The following is a 21693-nucleotide window of genomic DNA, read 5'->3' as shown; positions in this document are numbered from 1 at the left end:
TGTGTCGGGTCGTCGACGTCCCGTCGTCTGGGTCAGGGTTGTTGCCGCCGGGTATCCGGTCAACACCCGGCCCTGACAATCAGTCGGTTTCGCCCGCCATGGCCCGGCGCTGACGGTCGAGTTCCTCGCTGTAGCGCTTGAGGGTGTGGCTCTCGGTGAGCAGGCCCAGCACCTTGCGGGTCTCGGGCCCGTCAACCACGGCCAGCGCCTCGCTCTCGGCGCGGTCGAAGGCGGCGGCGGCGTCCTTGGCGTTCATGCCGGGCGTGAGGAAGGTGTTCGTGTGGAGTAGGAGATCGGCCAGCACCGGCTGCGCCGCGGTCGCGGCCTCCCGGGCGGCCGCGTGCGTCTCGGGCACGTTCACGATCCCCGCGTAGCGCCCGCGCCCGTCCACGGCGATCACCCGCGAGGGCGATCCGAGGGCATGGGCGCGCAGGAAGGTGGGCAGCGGCGTGTCCAGGGCCACGGTTTCGGGATCGCGCCGCATCAGCCGGCCGACCGTCAGCGAGCGGATCCAGCCGACATCGTGGGGGCTGCGGATGCTCTCGCCGCGCAGGTGGAAGCGCCATGTGGCGAAGGAGTAGCCGAAGGTCTTCCGCACGGTGAGCGACGACGCGATCACCGCCGCCAGCACCACCCCGGTGATCGGCAGGCTGCCGGTGACCTCCAGCGCCAGGAACGTCATGGTCAGCGGGCCGCCGATGATCGCCACGGCCAGCGCGCTCATCCCGATCACCGCGTAGGCGAGCGGCGTGAGGCCGAATCCCGCCAGCGGCGGCACCAGCATCGGCGCCAGGGCGGCGAACAGCTTGCCCGCGATGGCGCCGAGGAAGAGCGAGGCGAAGAACAGGCCGCCCCGGAAGCCGGAGCCGATCGAGATCGCCGAAGCCGTCGCCTTGGCGGCGAACAGCCCGGCGAGCGCGGCGATCCCGTGGCCCTGACCCTCGGCGGCGAAGTGCATGTGCAGGGCGCCGTGGCCGCCCGAGAGCACCTGCGGGGTCGCCACGAGGGCCAGGGCGCCGACGCACAGCCCCCCGAAGGCCGGGGCGGCCGCCCGCGGTATCCCGGAGGCCTGGACCAGCCGCTCCACCAGGGTCACCCCCCGCATGATCAGGATGCCGAGGGCCGCGCAGATCAGGCCGAGGGCGAGGCTCGGCAGGATCTCCATGCTGGTGACGTGCGAGGTCGTAACCGCCTGCATGTCGCCGAGATCGACCAGCGGCTGCGCCTCGATCAGCGACCGGGAGACGAGGTTACCGCAGAGCGCCGCCACGACCACGGGGGTCAGCGTCGCGATCGAATAGGTGCCGATGATCAGCTCGAAGGCATAGAACGCGCCGGCCAGCGGTGCGCCGAATCCCGCCGCGATGGCCCCGGCCGCGCCGCACCCGACCAGCGTCCGCAGGTCGCTCCGGCGCACCTCGAAGGCGATCCCCAGGCGCGAGGCCAGGCCGGAGGCGATCTGCGTGTAGCCGGCCTCCAGCCCCACCGAGGCGCCGCAGCCGTTCGAGATCACGTTCTGGGCGGCGAGGTAGACGCTGTCGCGCAGGGACATCCGGCCGCCGTGCAGGGCGTTCGCCTCGATCGGGTCGATGGCCGGGCGCTTGCGCGGTCCGCGGACGTACTGCATCCCGACGATCAGCGCACCGAGCAGCGCCCCGCCGAGGCAGGGGCCGACCAGCAGGAGGGCCGGCGTCACGGTGTCGGCCGCGCTCAGCCGCAGGCCCGAGGGCAGGAGGAAGAGCAGCTCCCGCAGGCTTTGGGTCACCCAGCTCATGGCGGAGACTGCCACCCCGGCGACGCTGCCCACCAGGGTGGCGAGCGCCACGAGGCCGCCCTCGCTCCGGCGGACGAGGCTGCGCAGGCGGCCCGGGGCCTGGACGATCCCGGCTCCCGTCCAGCGCCGGCGGGTGCGCCCCCCCGGCCGGGGGGCTGTCCGGCCCGCCGCGTCCGCTGCCCTGCCGGCGGAGGTCTGCCCCCCGCCCGCGGCCGCCGCTGGCTGTCGCGCGCTCACGGTCCGTTCCCCAGTCCCCGGTCCATCCCGGCCGGCGAACCGACCGTCGGCGCCGCGGCCCCGCCCCGTACTTAGAGCATCTCACAGGTCGCCCGGCCACAGGACACCCGGCCAGGGGGCGCTTCGCCGGAGGCTCCCGGGGGTTGATCGGCCGCTGCGTCCACCGGCTCCGCATCGCGTCGCACAGTTCGCCTTGAAAACCGCCGCAGCCCACGATACACCGCCCGCCAGTGCCGCCGTAGCTCAGTTGGTTAGAGCACCAGATTGTGGATCTGGGGGTCCCCCGTTCGAGCCGGGGCGGTGGTACCATCCATTCAGCCGGACAGCGCGAGGGGTTGGCGGATCGCCGGCCCCTCTTCGCTTGTCCGGCGCCCCGCACTGGCTCACGGCTGCCGTGGCGGCCTCGCTTCGCCGATCCCGTCCCAAGGACGCCCGGGCCCGCCCCGCAGGCTCGCACCGGGACGCGCCGCGGATCGGGGCCGGCTCGCTCGGGCGGGTGACGCCTCAGGTTGCGCCTTGAAATGACGTGTCGGCCACGCGCCGCCGGATCCGCGCCAGCAGGGCCTGGCTCCGGCGCCGGTGGCGGCGCAGCTCCGCCGCGAGGCTGCGGGCGTCCGGCAGGCCCACGGCCTTGGCGATCTGCCGGGCCGCGGTGTCGGAGGGCGCCGCCGGATCCGCCATCACGAGCCGCTGCCACTGATAGACCGCGTCGAGGAACCCGTAGATCTCGGACAGCGACTCCGCGGCCCCCACGGGCAGCAGGTTGCGCGCTCCGGCTTCGCGGAAGACCGCGTCCGCGCCCAGGCCGATGAAGGCGGGCCAGGCATGGGCGTGGCTCAGCACGATCGCCTGGGCCAGGAAGTCGAGGTCGAACAGCGCGCCCGGCGCGAGCTTCAGGTCGGCGGGGCCGCCATGGCCGCGCTCGCGGGCGACCAGGGCCCGCATCGCGCCCGCCTCGGCGCAGACCGCGGCCGGTTCGCGGCGTCGCCCGAGGATCCCGGCGATCTCCGCCGTGACGGCATCCCCCAGGGTCGCGTCGCCGGCCACGATCCGGGCTCGGGCGAGCGCCATGTGCTCCCAGAGTTCCGCCTCGTCCCGGTGATAGGCGCAAAAGCCGCTGAGCTGCACGGCGGGCGGGCTGTGGCTGCCGTGGGGCCGCAGCCGCAGGTCGACCGCGTAGAGCCGCCCGCGCCGCGTGGCGGTGGTGAGCGCCGCGAACAGGCGCTGCGCCAGCCGGTTATAGGCCACCACGGCGTCGAGGGGCCGGCGGCCGTCGCTGGTGCGGTTCTCGGGATCGAAATCGTAGAGGAACACGAGGTCGAGGTCGGATTCGGCGCTGAGCTGCCGGGATCCGAGGCGGCCCAGCGCCAGGATGCAGCACCGCCCCTTCGGCACGGCGCCGTGGTCCTGGGCGAACCGGCGCTCCTCCGCCTCCAGGCTCGACGCCACCGTCGCCTCCGCGATCGCCGTGTAGGCCTCGCCGGCCTGCCGCGGCGTGAGGATGCCCGACAGGAGACGCGCGCCCGTGACGAAGGTCATCTGCCGCGTGGCGTCCCGGCAGCGGTCGAGGAACTCCTCATGGCTTGCCGGCTCGCCCACCAGCGCCCGGTACTGGGCGCGGACCGCGGCCGGATCCGTGGTCGGCGTGACGAAATCCGCGTCGAGGACCGTGTCGAGGACGTGCGGGCTGAGGCCGACGGTGTCGGCGAGGCGCGGCGCGGTGCCCAGGATGTCGGCGAAGAGCAGGCGCAGGCGCTCGTGCGAGCGCAGGATCGCCAGGAGTTCGGCCAGGGCGGGCATCCGCGCGAAGGCCCGGTCGAGGGCCAGCAGCGCCCCGTCCGGGTCGGCGGTGCCGCCGAGCGCCCGCAGCAGCGCCGGGAGCATCTCGGCGAGGATCTCGCGGGCGCGGCCGGTCCGCAGGGCCGGGCGGCGCCCGAGATGCCAGCCCTGCACGGTCTCCCAGGCCAGCGCCGGGTCCCGGAACCCGAAGGCGCCGAGGCGCGCCAGGGTGGCGGGCTCGGGCTCGGTCTCGCCGAAGACGAGGGTGTCGTCCTCCGCCTCCGCCGATTCGAACAGCAGGGCGTAGTGCGCCTGCACCCGCCCGGCATGGTGCAGCAGCGCCGCCTCGAAGGCCGCCAGGTCGGGAAACCCGGAGAACAGGGCCAGCGCGGTCAGCGCCTCGGTCCCGGTGGGCAGGCGCTGGGTCTGCTCGTCCCGGACCATCTGGACCCGGTGCTCGAGGGTGCGCAGGAAGGCGTAGGCCGCGGACAGCTCGTCCCGGGCCCGCCCGTCGATCCAGCCCTCCGCGACGAGGCCGGCCAGCATCGCGACGGTGCGCCGCCCCCGCAGGGCGGGCTTGCGGCCGCCGAAGACGAGCTGCTGCGTCTGCACGAAGAACTCGATCTCCCGGATCCCGCCGCGGCCGATCTTGATGTCGTGGCCGGCCACCGCGATGGTCTCATGGCCGCGGACCATGTGGATCTGCCGCTTCAGGGCGTGGATCTCGGCGATGGCCGGGAAGTCGAAGTGCCGCCGCCAGATGAACGGCGCGAGTTCGGCGAGGAAGGCCTCCCCGGCCGGGGTGTCGCCGGCGATGGGCCGGGCCTTGATGAAGGCGGCGCGCTCCCAGTTCTGGCCCAGCGTCTGGTAGTAGTCGAAGGCGAAGTCGGTGGAGAGCGCCACCGCGGTCGAGCCCGGGTCCGGCCGCAGCCGGTAGTCGATGCGGTGGACGTAGCCGTCGGCGGTCCGGTCGGCCAGGAGCTTCACCAGACCCTGCGCGAGCTTGACGAAGAACGCCTTCGGGTCCCCGCCCGTCGCGGCCGCGGCGGGGGCGGCCTCGTAGAAGACCACGAGATCGATGTCGCTGGAATAGTTCAGTTCGCAGCCGCCGAGCTTGCCGAGGCCCAGGACGATCAGGCCGGACCCGTCCTGCGGCCTGTCCGGATCCGCCGCCCTGAAGCGCCCGGACGCCATCCCCTGCCGGAGCAGCGCCTCGGTCGCCGCGCTCACCGAGGCGTCGGCGAAGGCGGACAGGGCCCGGGTCACCGCGTCGAGGTCCCAGCAGCCGCCGAGATCGGCCAGGGCGACCAGCAGCGCGTGCGCCTCCCGGTTGCTCCGCAGCCGGCGGCCCACCTCGGCGAGGTCGGGGTTGGCTCCGCAGGACGCGCCGACCGCGCGCTGCCGCGCGATGATGTCCCGGCTGGCCGCGTCCGGCGGCTGCTCCAGCAGGGCGACGAGGCGGTCCGGCGCGCGCGTGACCGCTTGCCAGAGGAACGGCGAATGGTCGGCGAGGCCGAGCAGCAGGTCGCGGCAGGCGGGCGTCAGGAAGCCCGCCGGGAAGCCCGCCTCGATCTCGGCGAGCCGGGCCCGCGCGGCCTCCGGGTCGGCGAGCCTCAGGCGGGGGGACAGGCGTTCGCGCAGGGTCGGGTCGGGCAGCATGGGGCGGACCTCCGCGTCAGTCGACAGGGGAAACCTCGGTGGAGCATGATCGTGCCGCCGGACCAACGCCGCGAGACCGTCTCAGCCCGAGGCGCGCGGTCACGCCGACCCGCGCCGTCATCGCCGCCATCGCCGCCGAGCTGGACACCGCAGCCTCCCTGGCCGACGGGTGCGGGCGCCCGACACGGTCCCGCCCGATCCGGTCCGAACCCGTACCGACGGCGGCCAACCGCGCCTGGAGCGGCCCCGTCCCGGGCCCTCCCTCGGTTCCGGTAACGCTTTTCAAAGCCGAACGTGGCGTTTATCCGTGCGGACCGGGCGTCGCCCCGGTCTGACCTGCAGGCCGCGCGGACCCCTCCGGGCGACGTCATCGCCGGATCGGGCAGCCGGGAACCGGCGGCCCCAGCCGGAATCCCGCCCGCACCCGTCCCCATCCAGATCCGCCCGCCCGGAGCGCACCATGTCCTCCCCGACCTCGCCGACCCTGAACCTCGACGGCCTCGACCTCGCCGCCCTGCTCTGCTCCCGCGTCTGCCACGACGTGATCAGCCCCGTCGGCGCGATCGTGAACGGGCTCGAGGTGCTGGAGGACGACCAGGACGAATCGATGCGGACCTTCGCGCTGGAACTGATCGGCAAGAGCGCCCGGCAGGCCTCGGCGCGGCTGAAATTCGCCCGGATCGCCTTCGGGGCGGCGGGATCGGCCGGCGCCTCGATCGACCTCGCCGACGCCGAGGGCGTCGCCAAGGGCATGTTCTCCGACGAGAAGACCAAGCTGACCTGGAGCGCGCCGCAGGCCCTGTTCCCCAAGAACAAGGTCAAGCTGCTCCTGAACCTCGTGATGATCGCCACCTCGGCGATCCCGCGGGGCGGCGTGATCGACGTCGTCGTCTCGGGCGAGGCCGAGGCGCCCACCTTCGTGTTCAAGGCCAAGGGCTCGCACGCCCGCATCCCGCCCCACGTTGAGGAGCTGATGGCTGGCCGGCCCGAGAGCGGCACCGTCGATGCCCACGGGATCCTGCCGTTCTACGCCGGCCTCGTCGCGCGGGCCGCCGCGATGGATGTTCGGTTCTCCATCCAGGATGATGAAGTGACGATCCACGGCGCCCCCGCAGTGATCGCAACACCTGATTCCGCGGATGGAGAGGCTTCCGGCACGGCGCTGGCGTGAAGTTCTGAAAAACTCTGCCGCGGGGGCGGGACGGAAACGCTTCCCTAACCCCGCGCGAGTAAGTACGTTGCGCGAGACCTTCTCTGCGTGATGAGTACCGCCGATGGACGACCTGCTTCGCGAGTTTCTGACCGAGAGCGGGGAGCATCTCGACACGGTTGACGCAGAACTTGTTCGGTTCGAGCAGGATCCGAATAACGAGACGATCCTGCGGAACATCTTCCGCCTGGTGCATACGATCAAGGGAACTTGCGGATTCCTCGGTCTTCCGCGCCTCGAAGCCTTGGCGCACGCCGCCGAAACCTTGATGGGCCGTTTCCGCGACGGGCTGCCCGCCACGTCGGCCTCGGTCACGCTGATTCTCCTGACGCTGGACCGGCTCAAGGCGATCCTGGCCGATCTGGAGGCCACCGGCACGGAGCCCACGGGATCGGATGACGACCTGATCTCCGCCCTGGAGCGCATGGCCGAGGGGCCGGCGGAACAGGAGCAGGCAGCCTCGCTGCCGCCGCCCGAGCCGGTGCTGCCGCCCCCGGTCGTCCGCGAGTTGAAGCCCGGCGAAGTGTCCCTGGAGGATCTGGAGGCCGCGTTCCTGTCGGCGCCGGGACCGGACGAATCCGATGTCCTCGCGCCGCCGGCCGCGCGCGAGGCCCCGAAGGCCGAGCCCGCGCGGGTCGAGCCGGTGGAGGCTGAGAAGACCGAGAAGGCCGAGCCGGCCCGCGCCGAGAAGGCCGAGGGCGTCGAGGGTGAGACGACGGCCGCCGCCAAGAATCAGACGATCCGGGTGAACGTCGACACGCTCGAGCACCTGATGACGATGGTCTCGGAGCTGGTGCTGACCCGCAACCAGCTCCTCGAGATCGCCCGCCGCCACGAAGATTCGAGCTACAAGGTCCCGCTGCAACGCCTGTCGCACGTCACGGCCGAGCTGCAGGAAGGCGTCATGAAGACGCGCATGCAGCCGATCGGCAACGCGTGGCAGAAGCTGCCGCGCGTGGTGCGCGACCTCTCGGCCGAACTCGGCAAGCAGATCGAGCTGGTGATGGTCGGCGCCGAGACCGAGTTGGACCGGCAGGTCCTCGAGGTCATCAAGGACCCGCTGACCCACATGGTCCGCAACTCGGCCGATCACGGCCTGGAATCGACCGCCGAGCGCGTGGCGGCGGGCAAGCCCGCCCGCGGCACGATCCGGCTCGCCGCCTACCATGAGGGCGGCACGATCACGATCGAGATCGCCGACGACGGCAAGGGCCTCAACCTCGCGGCGATCCGCCGGAAGGCGGTGGAGCGCGGGCTGGTCGCCCAGGCCGACCTCGACCGAATGACCGACGCGCAGGTCGCCAAGTTCATCTTTCACGCCGGGTTCTCGACGGCGGCGGCGGTGACCTCGGTCTCGGGCCGCGGCGTCGGCATGGACGTGGTCAAGACCAACATCGAGACCATCGGCGGCCTGATCGACATCGCCACCACGGCGGGCCGCGGCACCACCTTCACCATCAAGATCCCGCTGACGCTGGCGATCGTGGCCGCCCTGATCGTGCGGGCCGGCGAGCACCGCTTCGCGCTGCCGCAGGTGGCCGTGCTGGAACTGGTCCGGGTCGATGCCGGGGCGCAGAGGGTCGAGCACATCAACGGGGCGCCGGTGCTGCGCCTGCGCGAGCGGCTGCTGCCGATCGTGTCGCTGACCGGCCTGCTCGGGCAGTCGGCCGCTGGCGCGGAGGCGGAGCAGGCGGGCTTCGTGGTGGTCGCGCAGGTCGGGCGGGAGCGCTTCGGCATCCTCGTCGACGAGGTCTTCCACACGGAGGAGATCGTCGTGAAGCCGATGTCGGTGAAGCTGCGGCACATCCCGATGTTTGCCGGCAATACAATCCTGGGCGACGGCGCGGTGGTGCTGATCGTCGATCCCAACGGCGTCGCCCGTCAGGTGGCGCAGGGCGTCCAGGGCAGCGGCGGCCACATCGACGCCGACACCGACGAGACCGCGGAGGTGACGGACACCAAGACCACGCTGCTGGTGTTCAAGGGCGGCCAGGGCAGCTTCAAGGCGGTGCCGCTGTCGCTGGTCACCCGCCTCGAGGAGATCGAGTGCGCCAAGGTCGAGTGGCTCGGCGGCCGCGCGCTCATCCAGTACCGCGGGCGCCTGATGCCCCTGGTCCCGGCCGATGCGGGGATCACCATCAAGGCGGAGGGAACCCAGGCCCTGGTGGTGTTCTCCGACGGCGAGCGCGCCATGGGCCTCGTGGTCGACGAGATCGTCGACATCGTCGAGGAGCGCCTCGACATCGAGATCGCGGCCGACCGTTCGGACCTGATCGGCTCGGCGGTGCTGCGGGGCCGGGCGACCGACATCATCAACATCGCCCATTTCCTGCCGCTGGCCTACGACGACTGGGCGCGCGGCCTGAAGCGGCCCGAGCAGATCTCCACCGTCCTGCTCGTCGACGATTCGGCCTTCTTCCGCGACATGCTGAGCCCGGTGCTGAAGGCGGCGGGCTACCAGGTGGTCACGGCGGCGAGCGCCGACGCGGCGCTGGCGACCCTCCAGTCCGATCCGAAGATCGAGGTGGTGGTCACCGACCTGGAGATGCCGGGCCGCAGCGGCTTCGACCTCGTCGCCGCCCTGCGCCGGGCGGAGCCGAGGCTCGCCGGCCTCCCGGTGATCGGCCTCACCGGGACGATCGGCGCCGACGCGGTCGAGCGGGCCCGCGCGCTCGCCATCACCGACCTCGTGGCGAAGTTTGACCGCAGCGGCCTGATCGCGGCCCTGGCCGAGATCGGCGCCGCGACGGTCTCGAAGGCCGCCTGAACCGACCGCCGCCGCCCCCAAGACGGTCGACACCGACGGCCGACACCGACGATCGAAGCCGGAGAGTTCCGATGCAGGCTGCCAACGCCAACGCCACCGAGACCGGGGCCACCAACGACTTCGTCACGGTCTATGTCGGCGACACCCTGTTCGGGCTGGCGATCGAGCGGGTCCACGACGTGTTCGTGCCCTCGGGCGTGACGCCGGTGCCCCTGGCGCCCGCCGAGATCGTCGGCCTCCTGAACCTGCGCGGCCGCGTGGTGACGGCGATGAGCCTGCGCCGGCGCCTGGGCCTGCCCGACGCCGAGGCCGAGGCGGACGGCACCAAGGCCAGCCCGAAGATGGCGATCGGCCTGGAGCAGGCCGGCGAGACCTTCGCGCTCGTGGTCGACGGCGTCGGCGAGGTGCTCAAGCTCGGCGCCGACAGCCGCGAGGCGGTGCCGATCAACCTCGATCCGCGCTTCCGCGACCTAGCCATCTGCGTCCACCGCCTCGACGGGCGGCTGCTGGTGATCCTCGACGTGGACGCGCTCCTCGGCTTCACGACGGCCGGCGCCAAGGCGGCTTGAGGGAGGGGGCGATGAAGGCGCCGCATCAGACGACCTGCCTCGTGGTGGACGATTCCGCGGTGATCCGGAAGGTCGCCCGGCGGATCATCGAGGATCTCGGGATGAACGTCAGCGAAGCCGAGGACGGCAGCGCCGCCCTCGAAGCCTGCGCGGTCAGCATGCCCGACGCGATCCTGCTCGACTGGAACATGCCGAACATGGACGGTTTCGCCTTCCTTCAGGCGCTGCGCCGCAGCGAGGGGGGCGACGCGCCGAAGGTCCTGTTCTGCACCACCGAGAACGATATCGGTGCCATCGCCCGGGCACTCCGGGCGGGGGCGGACGAGTACATCATGAAACCGTTCGACCGCGACATCCTGACGGCCAAGCTCGAGCAGGTCGGCCTCGTCGCCGACGCGGCCTGACCTCACGTTCCGACCTCGCCCCCTACACCCGCGACCTGTTCCCGAGGCAACCCCCATGGCCCTGAGTCCCGCGGTCGCCCCGCTGCGCACCACGCCTGCCCAGAGCACGACCGCGTCCGCCGCCGCGATCCGGGTGCTGGTCGCCGACGATTCCGCCGTGGTGCGCGGCCTCGTCGCCCGCTGGATCGGCGAGGCCGGCTTCGAACTGGTCGGCACGGCCTCGAACGGCCGGATCGCCCTGGAGATGATGGCCAAGCACGACCCGGACGTGGTCCTGCTGGACATCGAGATGCCCGAGCTCGACGGCACGACGGCGCTCCCGCGCATGCTCGCCATGAGCCCGAGCGTCCAGGTCGTGATGATGTCGACCCTGACGACCCGCAACGCCGACATCTCGCTGAAATGCCTAGCCCTCGGGGCGGTGGACTACATCGCCAAGCCCGAGAGCAGCCGGGGCGTCACCACCTCGGATACGTTCCGGGCCGACCTGATCGAGCGCGTCCGCGTCTTCGGCTCGGCCCGCGCCCGGAGCCGGCGCCCCGCCCCGGCCGGGACGCCCGCCGCCCCCGTCCCCGCGTCGGCGGCCCATCTGGCGCCGGCCGCGCCGCGGCCCGCGACGCCCTTCACCCTGCGTCCGAAGGTTCGCAACCGGATCCAGCCCCGCGCGCTGCTGATCGGCTCGTCCACGGGCGGCCCGCGAGCGGTGGGCGAGATGCTGGAGAAGATCGGGGCGGCCGCCCTGCGCCGCCTGCCGGTCCTGATCGTCCAGCACATGCCGCCGATCTTCACGGCGGTGTTCGCCGAGCACCTGTCTACCCGCACCGGCCTTCAGGCGGCCGAGGGCAAGGCGGAGGAACGGGTCGAGCCGGGCCGCATCTACGTGGCGCCAGGCGGGCGCCACATGGGTCTCGCCGCCGGACCGGGCGGCCCCATCATCAAGCTCACGGACGGACCACCGGTGAATTTCTGCCGCCCGGCGGTCGACGTGCTGTTCAAGGACGCCGCCGTCGTGTTCGGGGCCGCCACCGCGACCGTGATCCTCACCGGCATGGGCTCGGACGGCACCAACGGCGCCCGGGCGCTCACCGACGCCGGGGGGCCGGTCCTGGCGCAGGACGAGGCGACCAGCACCGTCTGGGGCATGCCGGGCAGCGTCGCGCGGGCCGGCCTCGCCGAGGCCGTGCTGCCGCTCCCCGAACTGGCGTCGGCGGTGCGCGCCCTAATCACGGGGCAGCCGGTATGACCGAGCTCGAATTCGAATACCTGCGCAACTTCCTGAAGCAGCGCTCCGGCCTCGCGCTGACGGCCGAGAAGCGCTACCTGGCCGAGAGCCGGCTGACGCCGGTCTGCCGGCGCTTCGGGATCGCAAGCCTCGGGGACCTGATCGGGAGCCTGAAGCTCGCCCAGAACGGGGCGATCGAGCGGGCCGTGGTCGAGGCGATGACCACGAACGAGACCTTCTTCTTCCGCGACCGGATCCCCTTCGACCTGTTCCGCGACACGCTCCTGCCGGAGGCGCTGGCGCGCAACGCCGGCCGGCGCCGGCTGCGGATCTGGTGCGCGGCGGCCTCCACCGGGCAGGAGCCGTACTCACTCGCCATGCTGCTTCAGGAGGCGGGTCCCCGGCTCGCCGGCTGGCAGGTGGAGATCGTGGCCACCGACCTGTCCACCGAGGTGATCGAGAAGGCGAAGCTCGGGCTCTACAGCCATTTCGAGGTCCAGCGCGGCCTCCCGGTGCAGTGGCTGATCAAGTACTTCACCCAGGTCGGCGAGCAGTGGCAGATCGCCCCGAGCCTCCGCGCCATGGTGGATTACCGCCAGCTGAACCTGCTGCACAGCTTCGCCTCGCTCGGCCAGTTCGACGTGATCTACTGCCGCAACGTGCTGATCTATTTCGACGCCCCCACGAAGTCGGACGTGCTGGCGCGGCTCGCCGCCCAGCTCACGCCGGAGGGCGCGCTCCTGCTCGGGGCGGCCGAGACGGTGATCGGCCTGACCGATCGGCTCAACCCGCATCCGAAGCATCGCGGCCTCTACGGCCACGCCCGTCCCGCGGCGGCGCGCCCCGCCGAGATGGTACCGCCGCTGCGCGTGGCTGCGGGCGTCTGATCCGACGCCCGGTCGAAGCCTCGTTTGAAGCCGGACGCATCGCCCACCTGCGTCCCGCGGGGTCGACCCTGCCGGCCCGACACGGCATCACAGCGCCATCGCATTCGCGCGGCCGGGCACGGCCGGGAGGCAGGGCATGGCGGCAGGATCGGCGGCAGGATCGGCGGCGGGCACCGGGACCGGGTTGCCCAAGGTTGCGTTCATCGGAACGGGCGGGACGATCTCGTCCCTCGGGCGCGACGCCCTCGACATCCTCGACTACACGGCCACCGATCGGCGCCTCGAAGCCGGCGGCATCCTGGAGGTGGTCCCGGAGCTGGCGACGGTGGCGACCATGGTGCCGGTTCCCTTCCGGGCGGTGCCGAGCCCGGCGATCGGCTTTTCCGAGTGGCGCGACCTCGTGCTCCTGTGCGAGCGCCTGGCGGCCGAGCATCCGGACCTCGCCGGGATCGTCATCGGCCACGGTACCGCCACCCTGGAGGAGACCGCCTACGCGCTGAGCCTCACCCTGACGGTGGACGTGGCCGTCGTGCTGGTCGGCTCGCAGCGGCCGTTGAGCGCGCTCTCCACCGATGCCAAGCTCAACCTCGTGGCGGCGGTACGCGCCGCGGCGGCGCCATCGTCGCGGGGTCGGGGCGTCCTCGTGGTGCTCAACGACGAGATCCAGGCGGCCCGGGAGGTGACCAAGACCTCCGTGGCCAGGCTCCAGACGTTCCGGACGCCGGATTTCGGCGTCCTCGGTCACGTCGACGGCGACAGCGTGCGCTACTACCGCCGCTCGGAGCGCGCGACCGCGCCGGGTACGCCCTTCGACATCCGCGCACTCCCCGCCCTGCCGCGGGTCGACATCTCTTATGGCTACGCCGATGCCGACGGCACGGCCGTGCGGGCGTTCCAGGCCGCGGGCGCCCGCGGCCTCGTCTCGGCGGGCCTCGCCCCCGGCATGACCCCGCCCGCCGAGGCCGAGGCCCTGGAGGCGGCGGCCGCGGCCGGGCTCCTGGTGGTGATGTCGACCCGGGCCGGCAGCGGCGTCGTGCCTCTCACGACCCGCCTGCGCAGCCGCGGAATCCTCAGCGCCGACAACCTGACCCCGCAGAAGGCCCGGATCCTGCTCGCACTGGCGCTGACGGTGACGCACGACCGGGAGGCGGTGGCGCGCCTGTTCGACACTTACTGACGCCGATGCCGCTGATCGATCCGACCCGCACCCTCCTCCTCGTCATCGATCTCCAAATCCGCCTGATGCCGGCCATCGCCGCGAGCGCGGACGTGCTCGCCAATACCGGCCGCCTGACCGCGGCAGCGCGGCTCCTCGACGTGCCGGTCCTGGTCACCGAGCAGAACGCCGGCGGTCTCGGCACCACCGTGCCGGAACTCGCTCCGGAGCCCGGAAGGGCGTTCCCGAAGATGAGCTTCGGGGCCGCGCGGGCGCCGGGCTTCCTCGACCGGCTGCCCCGGGGCCGCGACCTCGTGGTGACCGGTTGCGAGGCGCATATCTGCGTGCTGCAGACGGTGGTCGGGCTTCTGGAAGCCGGCTGCCGGGTCTACGTGGTCGGCGACGCGGTCGGCTCGCGCCGGGCCGAGAACCGCGAGGCCGCGCTCGGCCGGATGGCGGCCCACGGCGCCGAGATCGTGACCACCGAGATGGTGGTGTTCGAGTGGCTCGGCACCGCCCGGCATCCCCGCTTCCGCGAGGTCGTCAAGCTCATCAAGTGAGCGGCGCCGGCACGTGCGGGCCTCAGGTCCCGTCGAGGGCCGCCCTGGTCTGCGCGTCGGGGCCGATATCGTCGGTCCCGTTCATGCCCAGAACCTCGATGAGGCGCAGGCGTGCACGGCTCACCCGGCTCTTGATTGTGCCGACGGCGACTCCGCAGATCGCGGCGGCTTCCTCGTAGGTGAAGCTCTGGGCGCCGACCAGGACCAGCGCCTCGCGCTGCGCGGCCGGCAGGCGGTTCAGCGCGCTCTGGAACTGCGCCATCTCCATCCGGACCTCCTGCTCCGGCAGAGTGGTCAACCGGCCGGCATGCACGCCGTCGGCATCCTCCACCTCGCGCTTGCGCTTGCGCTGCTCCGAGTAGAACAGGTTGCGCAGGATGGTGAACAGCCAGGCGGTGAGGTTGCTTCCCCGGCGGAAGCTCGCGGCGTTGATCCAGGCGCGCACCAGCGTGTCCTGCACGAGGTCGTCCGAGCGGTCGAGATCGTAGGTCAGCGAGAACGCGAAGGCCCGCAGCGCCGGGATCGCCGCCAGCAGCAGGTCGCGCATCTCGGCGTCCGCGCCCGAGGGCACATCCACGGGCGCGTTCATCGGGGCGGGTTCCGATCCGCTCCCCGTGGGAGCGGCGTGCAGCATCAGGGTCATGGCTGGACCTCCGTGTCCGAGCGGGTCGCGAGGTCGTCGAGGAGCCTCCGGAACTGATCCGGGATCGGCAGCGCCAGAACCTCGGCGTAGTGGAGGCGCAGGCCCCGCCCGATACGGTCCCGCGCCGCGCCGTCGATCGTTCGGCCCGGCGCACGTCGACGGCCCCCTGGTCGAGGTCGGAGCGCCCTGGCCGGCCCGGTCGCCTGCGCCGCGACGGCGGGGGTCATGGTCGCCGGCTCGTCCTCGTTCCCGGTCATCGTCGCGCCCCGTCCCGTGCGCGATGTGGCCCCTGAGGGCATGGCGGGCCGCTGCACCGATCCCGCTGCCGGTGACGGTGTGACCGCGCCTCATCGCCTTCTGGCGGCCCTGGTATGCGGGGTGGATTTAATCGGTTCTGAATTACGCATTCATGCAATTTTAATATACGAAGATATGAGCTTGACTATAAATTAACGCACGTTAAACGAGTTACAATTCAGAAATACTTGGTATGAGCTTGACCGTGCGGACGATGGCCGCGCTTCCCTGAACGACGGCTGAGCGCGATCAGCGCGGGCGCGCTCGGGCTGTCAGAGCCGACGAGAGATCACCGCCAAGGCGTATCGCGTAGCCTTCCGAGTTCAGGCCGGCGCAGGGCCGCCCGCCGGGCTCGTGCCTTGGGCCGCGACAGGGATTGTTCGACGTGGCCGAACCAGCCCGGGACGCGAGCGACCGACGTCATCTGGGCTGCATCGCCCCGCGGCCGCCTCCTGGGCGCCACCGGGCGGGACGCGCATCTCGGCCGCCGCAAGACCGCCGATCGGACATCCCACCCGGATCTTGGCTTGCGGCTGCCACGGTCAGGCCGACCCGCGCCGATCATCGCCGCCTGCGCCGACGCGATGCGCGCCGAGCCAATGCCGGTCGACTTGTCGGAGTGCCGATGAACTATAATTTCTCACGCGCCCGACGACCGATCGCTTAAGATTGAAACTCGATCTCATATTCCCAGATCATACTGAGACATCGGCGGTCTCTTATTGGTCGCAAGACATACCGACATCGCCGATCTATCCGACCTTAAGCCAAGCGGCGAAAATTTTACTGGCGAACTGTGCCGCCGGATAGCCAGACCACGGGAGCGTGTCGACGGCGCCCGAACGGAAAACCTACCCTTGTTCAGTATTGATCAGCGATAGCAATCAGATATATGATCGCTCATAGTTGTAATTCAGCACAAGCAGATCTTGATGTCCACAGACACGGAGAGTCTGTGGGATGCGGAGCCGGATACGGACGTCAGCGTCGCAGAGTGGAAGAGTGAAATGGGCCCGCCCGATGCCGCGTTACAATCTCAAATCGCAGACCGAGAAGGCTTGAAATCGTACGTAGGACTTACGATTGCTACCATCGTATCCTGCTTTTTCGCATATGTCATACTGATTATTATTTTACAGGCGCTCGATCGGAAACCCCCGCCGGCATTCACAAATAACCTTTGTATTGACGGGAAGATTGAATTCCTCAGACAAAACAGTCCCGTGGATCCGACCCATCTCGTCATCGGTTCATCCATCAGTTGGAGGAACATCGACTCGAGCACCATTGTCGACAGACATCCGCAATCTCGGCCGCTCAACGGTGGCTTCTGCAGCTTACACATGAATCAAATCGCGTTCGTGTCGGATTTCCTCATAAAGCGGTACCCGACCGTATCCGATCTGTTACTGGTCCTCGATGTCGAGGACATGGCCGCTTGCCGGCAGAACAAGACGATCTTGTTCAATGAGAATGATGTCGCCTCCTATTTGTCGAAGGCCAACGATATACAATTCTATTTCAAATATTTTTCTCCGATCTCGCTCCTCCGCAATGCCATGCAACTGAAGGAACGGAAGCAGAATTTGATCGAGCTGGATCCGCTCGTGTTCACGGCCTATGCCGATGGCCCTCTCAATACGTCGCAGGAGCGCGGCCTGTTCTATGGAACGGCGCCCCCCATCGATAATGCGTGCGTCGATGCCCTGAGGTCCCTAGCCAATGCCGCGAAGACCAAGAAGCTGCGCCTCACGGTTGTGACAATGCCATTGCCTTCAACTTGGTCGGAGAAATACGACCAGGATGCCGTCGTCCAGAAGAGATTCACCGACACGGTGCGCACCGCCTTGGACGGCACGGGAACGCAGTTCTGGGATGGCTGGGCCGAGGCGAAAATCGACCCCAAGGCGTACACAGATGCCTATCATCTGCGCTGGAGTGCGGTCCCGGCCTTCACGCAGCAACTCATCAAGGCGACGCAATTCGGCTCCAGCGATTCGTGAGATCCGGACATGCTGTTTAATTCCGCGGCGTTCATTCTCGGCTTTCTGCCGGTGGCCCTGATCGGCTTCTTCGTGCTCGGCCGATTGGATTTGAGACGATCGGCCATTCTGTGGCTCGGTCTCGTCTCCTTGGTCTTCTACGCCGCCTGGGACATCTACAACGTCCCCTTGCTGCTGATATCGATCGCTGTGAACTTCACCGTCGGTCGACGTCTGGCGCGTCGCCCCTCGAAGGCGCTGCTGATCATCGGCATCGCGCTCAATCTCGGCGCCTTGTTCTATTTCAAGTATTCAGAATTCACTGCGGCGTCGGTCGCCCAGCTCTTCGGCTGGGACCTTCCGCACCTCAACATCGTCCTGCCTCTGGCGATATCATTCTACACATTCCAGCAAATCGCGTATCTCTGCGATACCTACGACGGGCTGACCGACGACACGAGTGCGCCCAACTACTTTGCGTTCATCACGTTCTTCCCGCATCTCATTGCCGGCCCGATCACGCACCACAAGGAGTTGATCCCGCAATTCCAGGAACCGGCGACGTTCCGACCGCAGCGCACCATGATATCGGTCGGTCTGACCATGTTCCTGATCGGGCTCTTCAAGAAAGTCATTCTGGCAGACAATATCGCCATCTATGCCAACCAAATTTTTGATGCCGCCGCGCAGGGCCAGATCCTCACGGTCACACAATCCTGGGCTGGCGCACTCTCCTACACGCTGCAAATCTATTTCGATTTCTCCGGATATTCGGACATGGCTATAGGCCTTGGCCTGCTGTTCGGCATCCGACTTCCATTCAACTTCGATTCCCCGCTGAAGGCGTCCAGCATCATTGAGTACTGGTCGCGATGGCACATCACGTTAACGCGTTTCGTGACGGCTTATATCTATAACCCCATCGTACTGCGTCTGACCCGACGCCGCCTAGCCCAGGGCAAGTCGATGCCGAAACGGGGCCGGATGGACGGGGAGACCTTTGCCGTTCTAGTGGCGGCTCCCACGATGACGGCGATGCTCATTATTGGAATCTGGCACGGTGCCGGCTGGCAGTTCGCAGCATTTGGATTGATACATGGCATCTACCTGGCAATAAACCACGGATGGCGCGCCGTCGCCCCGCGCTCGAAACGCGATGGGGCACCGACAGGCCGCGCATTCGCCGTGCCTTCAATCTTGTTGACCACGACCTGTGTCGTCATCGCCCTCGTATTCTTCCGCTCTCACAACGTGGCAGACGCCGTACATTTAGTGAAACAGATGTTCGGTCAGAGCGGAGTCCTTTACGAAGACTCGTACCTTTTCACAAAGCGGCAAACGATGCTTCTGGCAGGCCTGCTGGCGATCGTCTGGCTCTGCCCGAATACGCAGGAGTGGCTACGGCTTTTCCCCACTGGAATCGGAAGTGTTCGACGATCTGCTTGGTTTGAACGCCACAATCTGTTGCTATCTGCAACGAGCTGGCGCCCATCGCCAAGTTTTGCCGTCATCGTTGGGGTGATCGGTTTTTTCGCATTGGCGCAGGCGTTCTCATCGGCGCCCGCGGAGTTTATCTACTTCAATTTTTAATTGAAGCGTGTTTAGGCGTCTTGCGGCATGGCCACACCCCAATCGATACCAGACGGCAGCAACCTTCACTAATTAAATCTCTTACCTTGTCAGCAACGCCTTACCTCCTACACCGTTGATCAGTTGGCCCAAGCAGAGTCCACATAGCATCGTCACGTGGCGTGAGTGAACGCTGACACTGGCAGCATCATCCGGCCGCAGCAACTCGGGAGATATTTATGTTGACGGAAAGTTCGGTCTATAGCGCCCTCACCGACATTTTCTCTGATGTTCTTGATAATGACAACATAGTCTTGACGCGGGACACAACTGCCAAGGACATAGACGGCTGGGATAGCTTGACTAATATACAAATTATGTTGAGAACCGGACAAGTTTTTAAGTTACATTTTTCTGCCGGACAAATTCAATCATTCCATAATGTTGGCGATCTTGTCGCGTTCATTGTAGATAAATCGAAATCCTAGTCGGTCTGCCCTATGCCGGGGTCAGTGATCGGAACTTCGATGATCGACACGCTCTATGAGGACCTCGCGTGGCTTCCGGCGGCACCACCGGACTTCAGAGAGCGCTGTCGCTTGGTCGCGCAGAATGACGATCCTGGGCGCGAGCTCCGGGCGCTCGCGAGCTACGCGCTGAGCACGCCGCAACTCAACCGCCTCGCCTCAGCGTTCGAACGCGTGACGTCTCCGTCGGACCGGTTGCCCCAACTGGCACCCTTCCGCTTGGGCTTGCTCGGCAACGGTACGTTGGACGCGATCGCCCCGGCGATCGTTGCAAGCTCCCTGCGCCATGGCTTCGCGATGGAATGCGTGACCGTGCCGTTCGGTACCTTCGCGCAGCAGGCCTATGATCCGGCGTCCCTGATCCACAGGGCACGATGCGACGCCGTACTTCTGGCCTTGGATGCCCGGGCCTTGCCGTTGCACGGACCTGCGATGGATCGGGAAGAGGCGCGCACCGTCGTCGACGGGGCCGTCGCCGTCCTGGATGGCCTCCGGAGCGCTCTCCATGCCGGGAGTGGCACCACATGCATCGTTCAGACACTCGCGGCCTTTCCGGAGACGCTGTTCGGCAACGCCGATCGGCGGACCTCCACCACGTCGCGCTATCTGGTGGATGCCTTCAACGAACGCCTCATCGCGGGCCTGACCGGATCGCCGGATGTCCTGCTCGACTGCGCGGCCCTGGCCGAAACCGTCGGCTTGGGCCGCTGGCATTCTCCCGCTCAGTGGAACTTGGCGAAGTTGCCGTTTGCGGACGCGTACGTCCCCGTTTACGCGGACCAGGTTGCGAGACTCGTCGGCGCGATCAAAGGCAAATCCCGACGCTGCTTGGTGCTGGATCTCGATAACACGGTCTGGGGCGGCGTGGTCGGCGACGTCGGGATGGAGAACATCGCGATCGCGGAGGGAGATGCGGTCGGTGAAGCCTTCCGATCGGTCCAGCGCTTTGCCTTGGAGTTGCGGGAGCGGGGCGTCGTCCTGGCTGTCTCGTCGAAGAACGACGACGCGGTGGCGAGGCGGGTCTTCCGCGAGCATCCCGACATGCTCCTGCGCGAAAATCACATCGCCGTGTTCCAAGCGAACTGGAAGGACAAGGCCTCGAACATCAAGGCGATCAGCGAAGAGCTGTCGCTCGGTCTCGATGCCTTCGTGTTCCTTGACGATAACCCGGCCGAGCGAGGGATCGTTCGGCAGATGCTGCCCGACGTCGCCGTGCCGGAACTGCCGGCGGATCCGGCTTACTATGCGCGCACGCTGGCCGCCGCGGGATATTTCGAGAGTACTGTTTTTTCGCCCGAGGATCGGCAGCGTGCCGATTATTACGAGCGCAATGCCAAGCGGGTCGCCCTCCAGAAGGAGCTCGGCGGTCTCGATGAGTACCTCGCATCGTTGGACATGGAGATCACGTTTTCACCCTTCGATGCCTATGGCCGCGATCGGATCGCGCAGCTGATCAACAAGTCCAATCAGTTCAATTTGACCACGAAGCGCTACACCCCGGCCGAGATCGCCCAGCTGGAACGCGATTCCGACGTACTTGCGCTGCAGATTCGCTTGTCGGACGTTTTCGGCGACAATGGGATGATCAGCGTGGTCATCTGCCGTCGGGCCGACCGCGCGGTCTGGACTATCGACACGTGGCTGATGAGTTGTCGCGTGCTGGGACGTGGCGTGGAGCGCATGGTCCTGCGGGAACTCATCGCGCGCGCGCGCGCGTGCGGCATCGCGCGTCTGACAGGTTACTTCATCCCCACCGGCCGCAACGAACTCGTGCGGGATCATTACGCGTCCCTCGGCTTCAGACCCGACGGCGAGGCGTGGTGTTACGATGTGACCGAGTCGGAGCCGGAACCGACGATGAGAGTTCGATACGGCTGAGCCGGCCTAGAGAGAGGTCGCGCGCGATCTTGGCGGTCGGTGCGGGGTGTCGTCGCGACGTCTCGGCGCGTTGCTCGGCTCGGACAGCCATCGCGCAGGGTGGCGTGTGCGAGGGTCGTGAAGGGCGCGCGCGGCTGGGGACATGCGGGAGACTTGCGTCCGCGAGGTTGTCCCGAGCGGCGGCGACGGATCCGTCCCGAGGGATGCGGAAGAGGGCGGGCATTCGGTAACGGGTAACCGGGGCTTCGGCCCAGTCCGGCTTTACCGGCCGCGGGCGGCGACCACGGCCGGCTCCGATACCCGTGCAACGGGTAAGGGCCGTAGGATCAAGCGGTAGGACCAAGCGCTGGTTGTGAGTTCCCTGCACGAAGTCGCGGCTCTCGCCCTCGGACCTGGGTGCGCCCACCTGTCATGACTCGGCGACATTCTGGTGCCGGTGGAGAGGATCGAACTCCCGACCTTCGGTTTACAAAACCGCTGCACTACCGCTGTGCTACACCGGCAGGCGCTCTGAAACCATTGAAGAAATTGGCGGTTTCGGCGCTTCGAGGAGCTTTTGACTACGTTTGGGGG

The 21693-nt window shown here is 68.4% G+C and carries 15 protein-coding genes and 2 tRNA genes; 12 read left to right on the top strand and 5 right to left on the bottom strand.

Features of this window, described 5'->3' with window-relative positions; translation table 11 throughout:
• Positions 1 to 79 precede the first annotated feature (79 nt).
• On the bottom strand, positions 80 to 2011 hold the full coding sequence (locus tag MKK82_RS24940) for a chloride channel protein (protein WP_238287065.1): 1932 nt from the start codon (positions 2009 to 2011) through the stop codon (positions 80 to 82).
• Between the two features lie 232 nt (positions 2012 to 2243).
• Between MKK82_RS24940 and MKK82_RS24935 the strand changes: the two genes are divergently transcribed.
• Positions 2244 to 2320 (top strand) — tRNA-His (locus MKK82_RS24935).
• Positions 2321 to 2515: 195 nt separating this feature from the next.
• Here MKK82_RS24935 and MKK82_RS24930 read toward each other — a convergent pair.
• Positions 2516 to 5449: a bifunctional [glutamine synthetase] adenylyltransferase/[glutamine synthetase]-adenylyl-L-tyrosine phosphorylase gene (locus tag MKK82_RS24930; RefSeq protein ID WP_238287066.1), complete on the bottom strand. Its 2934-nt coding sequence runs from the start codon at positions 5447 to 5449 to the stop codon at positions 2516 to 2518.
• Between the two features lie 460 nt (positions 5450 to 5909).
• Between MKK82_RS24930 and chpT the strand changes: the two genes are divergently transcribed.
• The 8 genes from chpT (at position 5910) to MKK82_RS24890 (ending at position 14224) form a co-directional block, all read left to right on the top strand.
• Complete coding sequence (chpT, locus tag MKK82_RS24925; protein ID WP_238287069.1) at positions 5910 to 6620, top strand: histidine phosphotransferase ChpT; 711 nt, start codon at positions 5910 to 5912, stop codon at positions 6618 to 6620.
• 103 nt (positions 6621 to 6723) lie between these two features.
• Positions 6724 to 9426, top strand: coding sequence for a hybrid sensor histidine kinase/response regulator (locus MKK82_RS24920; RefSeq protein ID WP_238287071.1), 2703 nt, complete (start codon positions 6724 to 6726; stop codon positions 9424 to 9426).
• Positions 9427 to 9497: 71 nt separating this feature from the next.
• Entirely contained in the window at positions 9498 to 9995 is a 498-nt protein-coding gene (locus tag MKK82_RS24915) for a chemotaxis protein CheW (RefSeq protein WP_238287073.1), read from the top strand.
• A gap of 11 nt (positions 9996 to 10006) precedes the next feature.
• Complete coding sequence (locus tag MKK82_RS24910; RefSeq protein WP_238287075.1) at positions 10007 to 10399, top strand: response regulator; 393 nt, start codon at positions 10007 to 10009, stop codon at positions 10397 to 10399.
• Positions 10400 to 10454: 55 nt separating this feature from the next.
• The gene (locus MKK82_RS24905) at positions 10455 to 11642 is read left to right on the top strand and encodes a chemotaxis response regulator protein-glutamate methylesterase (RefSeq protein ID WP_238287078.1); all 1188 of its coding nucleotides are present in this window, start codon (positions 10455 to 10457) and stop codon (positions 11640 to 11642) included.
• Positions 11639 to 12508, top strand: a complete 870-nt coding sequence (locus tag MKK82_RS24900) for a CheR family methyltransferase (RefSeq protein ID WP_238287079.1) — start codon at positions 11639 to 11641, stop codon at positions 12506 to 12508. Before MKK82_RS24905 ends, MKK82_RS24900 begins: the two co-directional genes overlap by 4 nt.
• Before the next feature lie 136 nt (positions 12509 to 12644).
• Positions 12645 to 13685, top strand: coding sequence for an asparaginase (locus MKK82_RS24895; RefSeq protein WP_243987208.1), 1041 nt, complete (start codon positions 12645 to 12647; stop codon positions 13683 to 13685).
• Positions 13686 to 13690: 5 nt separating this feature from the next.
• Positions 13691 to 14224 (top strand): isochorismatase family protein, encoded by a 534-nt coding sequence (locus MKK82_RS24890; protein ID WP_238287083.1) that lies wholly within the window; start codon positions 13691 to 13693, stop codon positions 14222 to 14224.
• A gap of 22 nt (positions 14225 to 14246) precedes the next feature.
• Here MKK82_RS24890 and MKK82_RS24885 read toward each other — a convergent pair whose 3' ends face one another.
• Entirely contained in the window at positions 14247 to 14867 is a 621-nt protein-coding gene (locus MKK82_RS24885) for a sigma-70 family RNA polymerase sigma factor (RefSeq protein WP_238287085.1), read from the bottom strand.
• Positions 14864 to 15124 (bottom strand): NepR family anti-sigma factor, encoded by a 261-nt coding sequence (locus tag MKK82_RS24880; protein WP_238287086.1) that lies wholly within the window; start codon positions 15122 to 15124, stop codon positions 14864 to 14866. The genes MKK82_RS24885 and MKK82_RS24880 overlap by 4 nt, the downstream gene beginning before the upstream one ends.
• Before the next feature lie 972 nt (positions 15125 to 16096).
• Between MKK82_RS24880 and MKK82_RS24875 the strand changes: the two genes are divergently transcribed.
• From MKK82_RS24875 to MKK82_RS24865, 3 genes are all read left to right on the top strand, one after another.
• Positions 16097 to 17167, top strand: coding sequence for a hypothetical protein (locus MKK82_RS24875; protein WP_238287087.1), 1071 nt, complete (start codon positions 16097 to 16099; stop codon positions 17165 to 17167).
• A 9-nt stretch (positions 17168 to 17176) separates the two neighbouring features.
• On the top strand, positions 17177 to 18736 hold the full coding sequence (locus MKK82_RS24870) for an MBOAT family O-acyltransferase (RefSeq protein WP_243987206.1): 1560 nt from the start codon (positions 17177 to 17179) through the stop codon (positions 18734 to 18736).
• Between the two features lie 506 nt (positions 18737 to 19242).
• Positions 19243 to 21120 (top strand): HAD-IIIC family phosphatase, encoded by a 1878-nt coding sequence (locus MKK82_RS24865; protein ID WP_238287089.1) that lies wholly within the window; start codon positions 19243 to 19245, stop codon positions 21118 to 21120.
• Between the two features lie 428 nt (positions 21121 to 21548).
• On the opposite strand, the gene MKK82_RS24860 is transcribed toward MKK82_RS24865, so the two are convergent.
• Positions 21549 to 21623: transfer RNA gene (locus MKK82_RS24860), tRNA-Thr, on the bottom strand.
• Between the last annotated feature and the right edge of the window lie 70 nt (positions 21624 to 21693).

This window comes from Methylobacterium sp. E-046 (genome assembly GCF_022829625.1).
In the GTDB taxonomy this organism is placed as follows: Bacteria; Pseudomonadota; Alphaproteobacteria; order Rhizobiales; family Beijerinckiaceae; genus Methylobacterium; species Methylobacterium longum.
The sequence above is the reverse complement of the archived record's forward strand: the minus strand, read 5'-3'. Positions and strand labels throughout refer to the sequence as shown.

What these genes read in the sequence shown, in the direction of transcription:
- MKK82_RS24930 (WP_238287066.1), bottom strand. Translation starts at nt 5,449, where the DNA reads ATGCTGCCCGACCCGACCCTGCGCGAACGCCTGTCCCCCCGCCTGAGG.
- chpT (WP_238287069.1), top strand. Translation starts at nt 5,910, where the DNA reads ATGTCCTCCCCGACCTCGCCGACCCTGAACCTCGACGGCCTCGACCTC.
- MKK82_RS24920 (WP_238287071.1), top strand. Translation starts at nt 6,724, where the DNA reads ATGGACGACCTGCTTCGCGAGTTTCTGACCGAGAGCGGGGAGCATCTC.
- MKK82_RS24915 (WP_238287073.1), top strand. Translation starts at nt 9,498, where the DNA reads ATGCAGGCTGCCAACGCCAACGCCACCGAGACCGGGGCCACCAACGAC.
- MKK82_RS24910 (WP_238287075.1), top strand. Translation starts at nt 10,007, where the DNA reads ATGAAGGCGCCGCATCAGACGACCTGCCTCGTGGTGGACGATTCCGCG.
- MKK82_RS24905 (WP_238287078.1), top strand. Translation starts at nt 10,455, where the DNA reads ATGGCCCTGAGTCCCGCGGTCGCCCCGCTGCGCACCACGCCTGCCCAG.
- MKK82_RS24900 (WP_238287079.1), top strand. Translation starts at nt 11,639, where the DNA reads ATGACCGAGCTCGAATTCGAATACCTGCGCAACTTCCTGAAGCAGCGC.
- MKK82_RS24895 (WP_243987208.1), top strand. Translation starts at nt 12,645, where the DNA reads ATGGCGGCAGGATCGGCGGCAGGATCGGCGGCGGGCACCGGGACCGGG.
- MKK82_RS24890 (WP_238287083.1), top strand. Translation starts at nt 13,691, where the DNA reads ATGCCGCTGATCGATCCGACCCGCACCCTCCTCCTCGTCATCGATCTC.
- MKK82_RS24885 (WP_238287085.1), bottom strand. Translation starts at nt 14,867, where the DNA reads ATGACCCTGATGCTGCACGCCGCTCCCACGGGGAGCGGATCGGAACCC.
- MKK82_RS24880 (WP_238287086.1), bottom strand. Translation starts at nt 15,124, where the DNA reads ATGACCGGGAACGAGGACGAGCCGGCGACCATGACCCCCGCCGTCGCG.
- MKK82_RS24875 (WP_238287087.1), top strand. Translation starts at nt 16,097, where the DNA reads ATGTCCACAGACACGGAGAGTCTGTGGGATGCGGAGCCGGATACGGAC.
- MKK82_RS24870 (WP_243987206.1), top strand. Translation starts at nt 17,177, where the DNA reads ATGCTGTTTAATTCCGCGGCGTTCATTCTCGGCTTTCTGCCGGTGGCC.
- MKK82_RS24865 (WP_238287089.1), top strand. Translation starts at nt 19,243, where the DNA reads ATGATCGACACGCTCTATGAGGACCTCGCGTGGCTTCCGGCGGCACCA.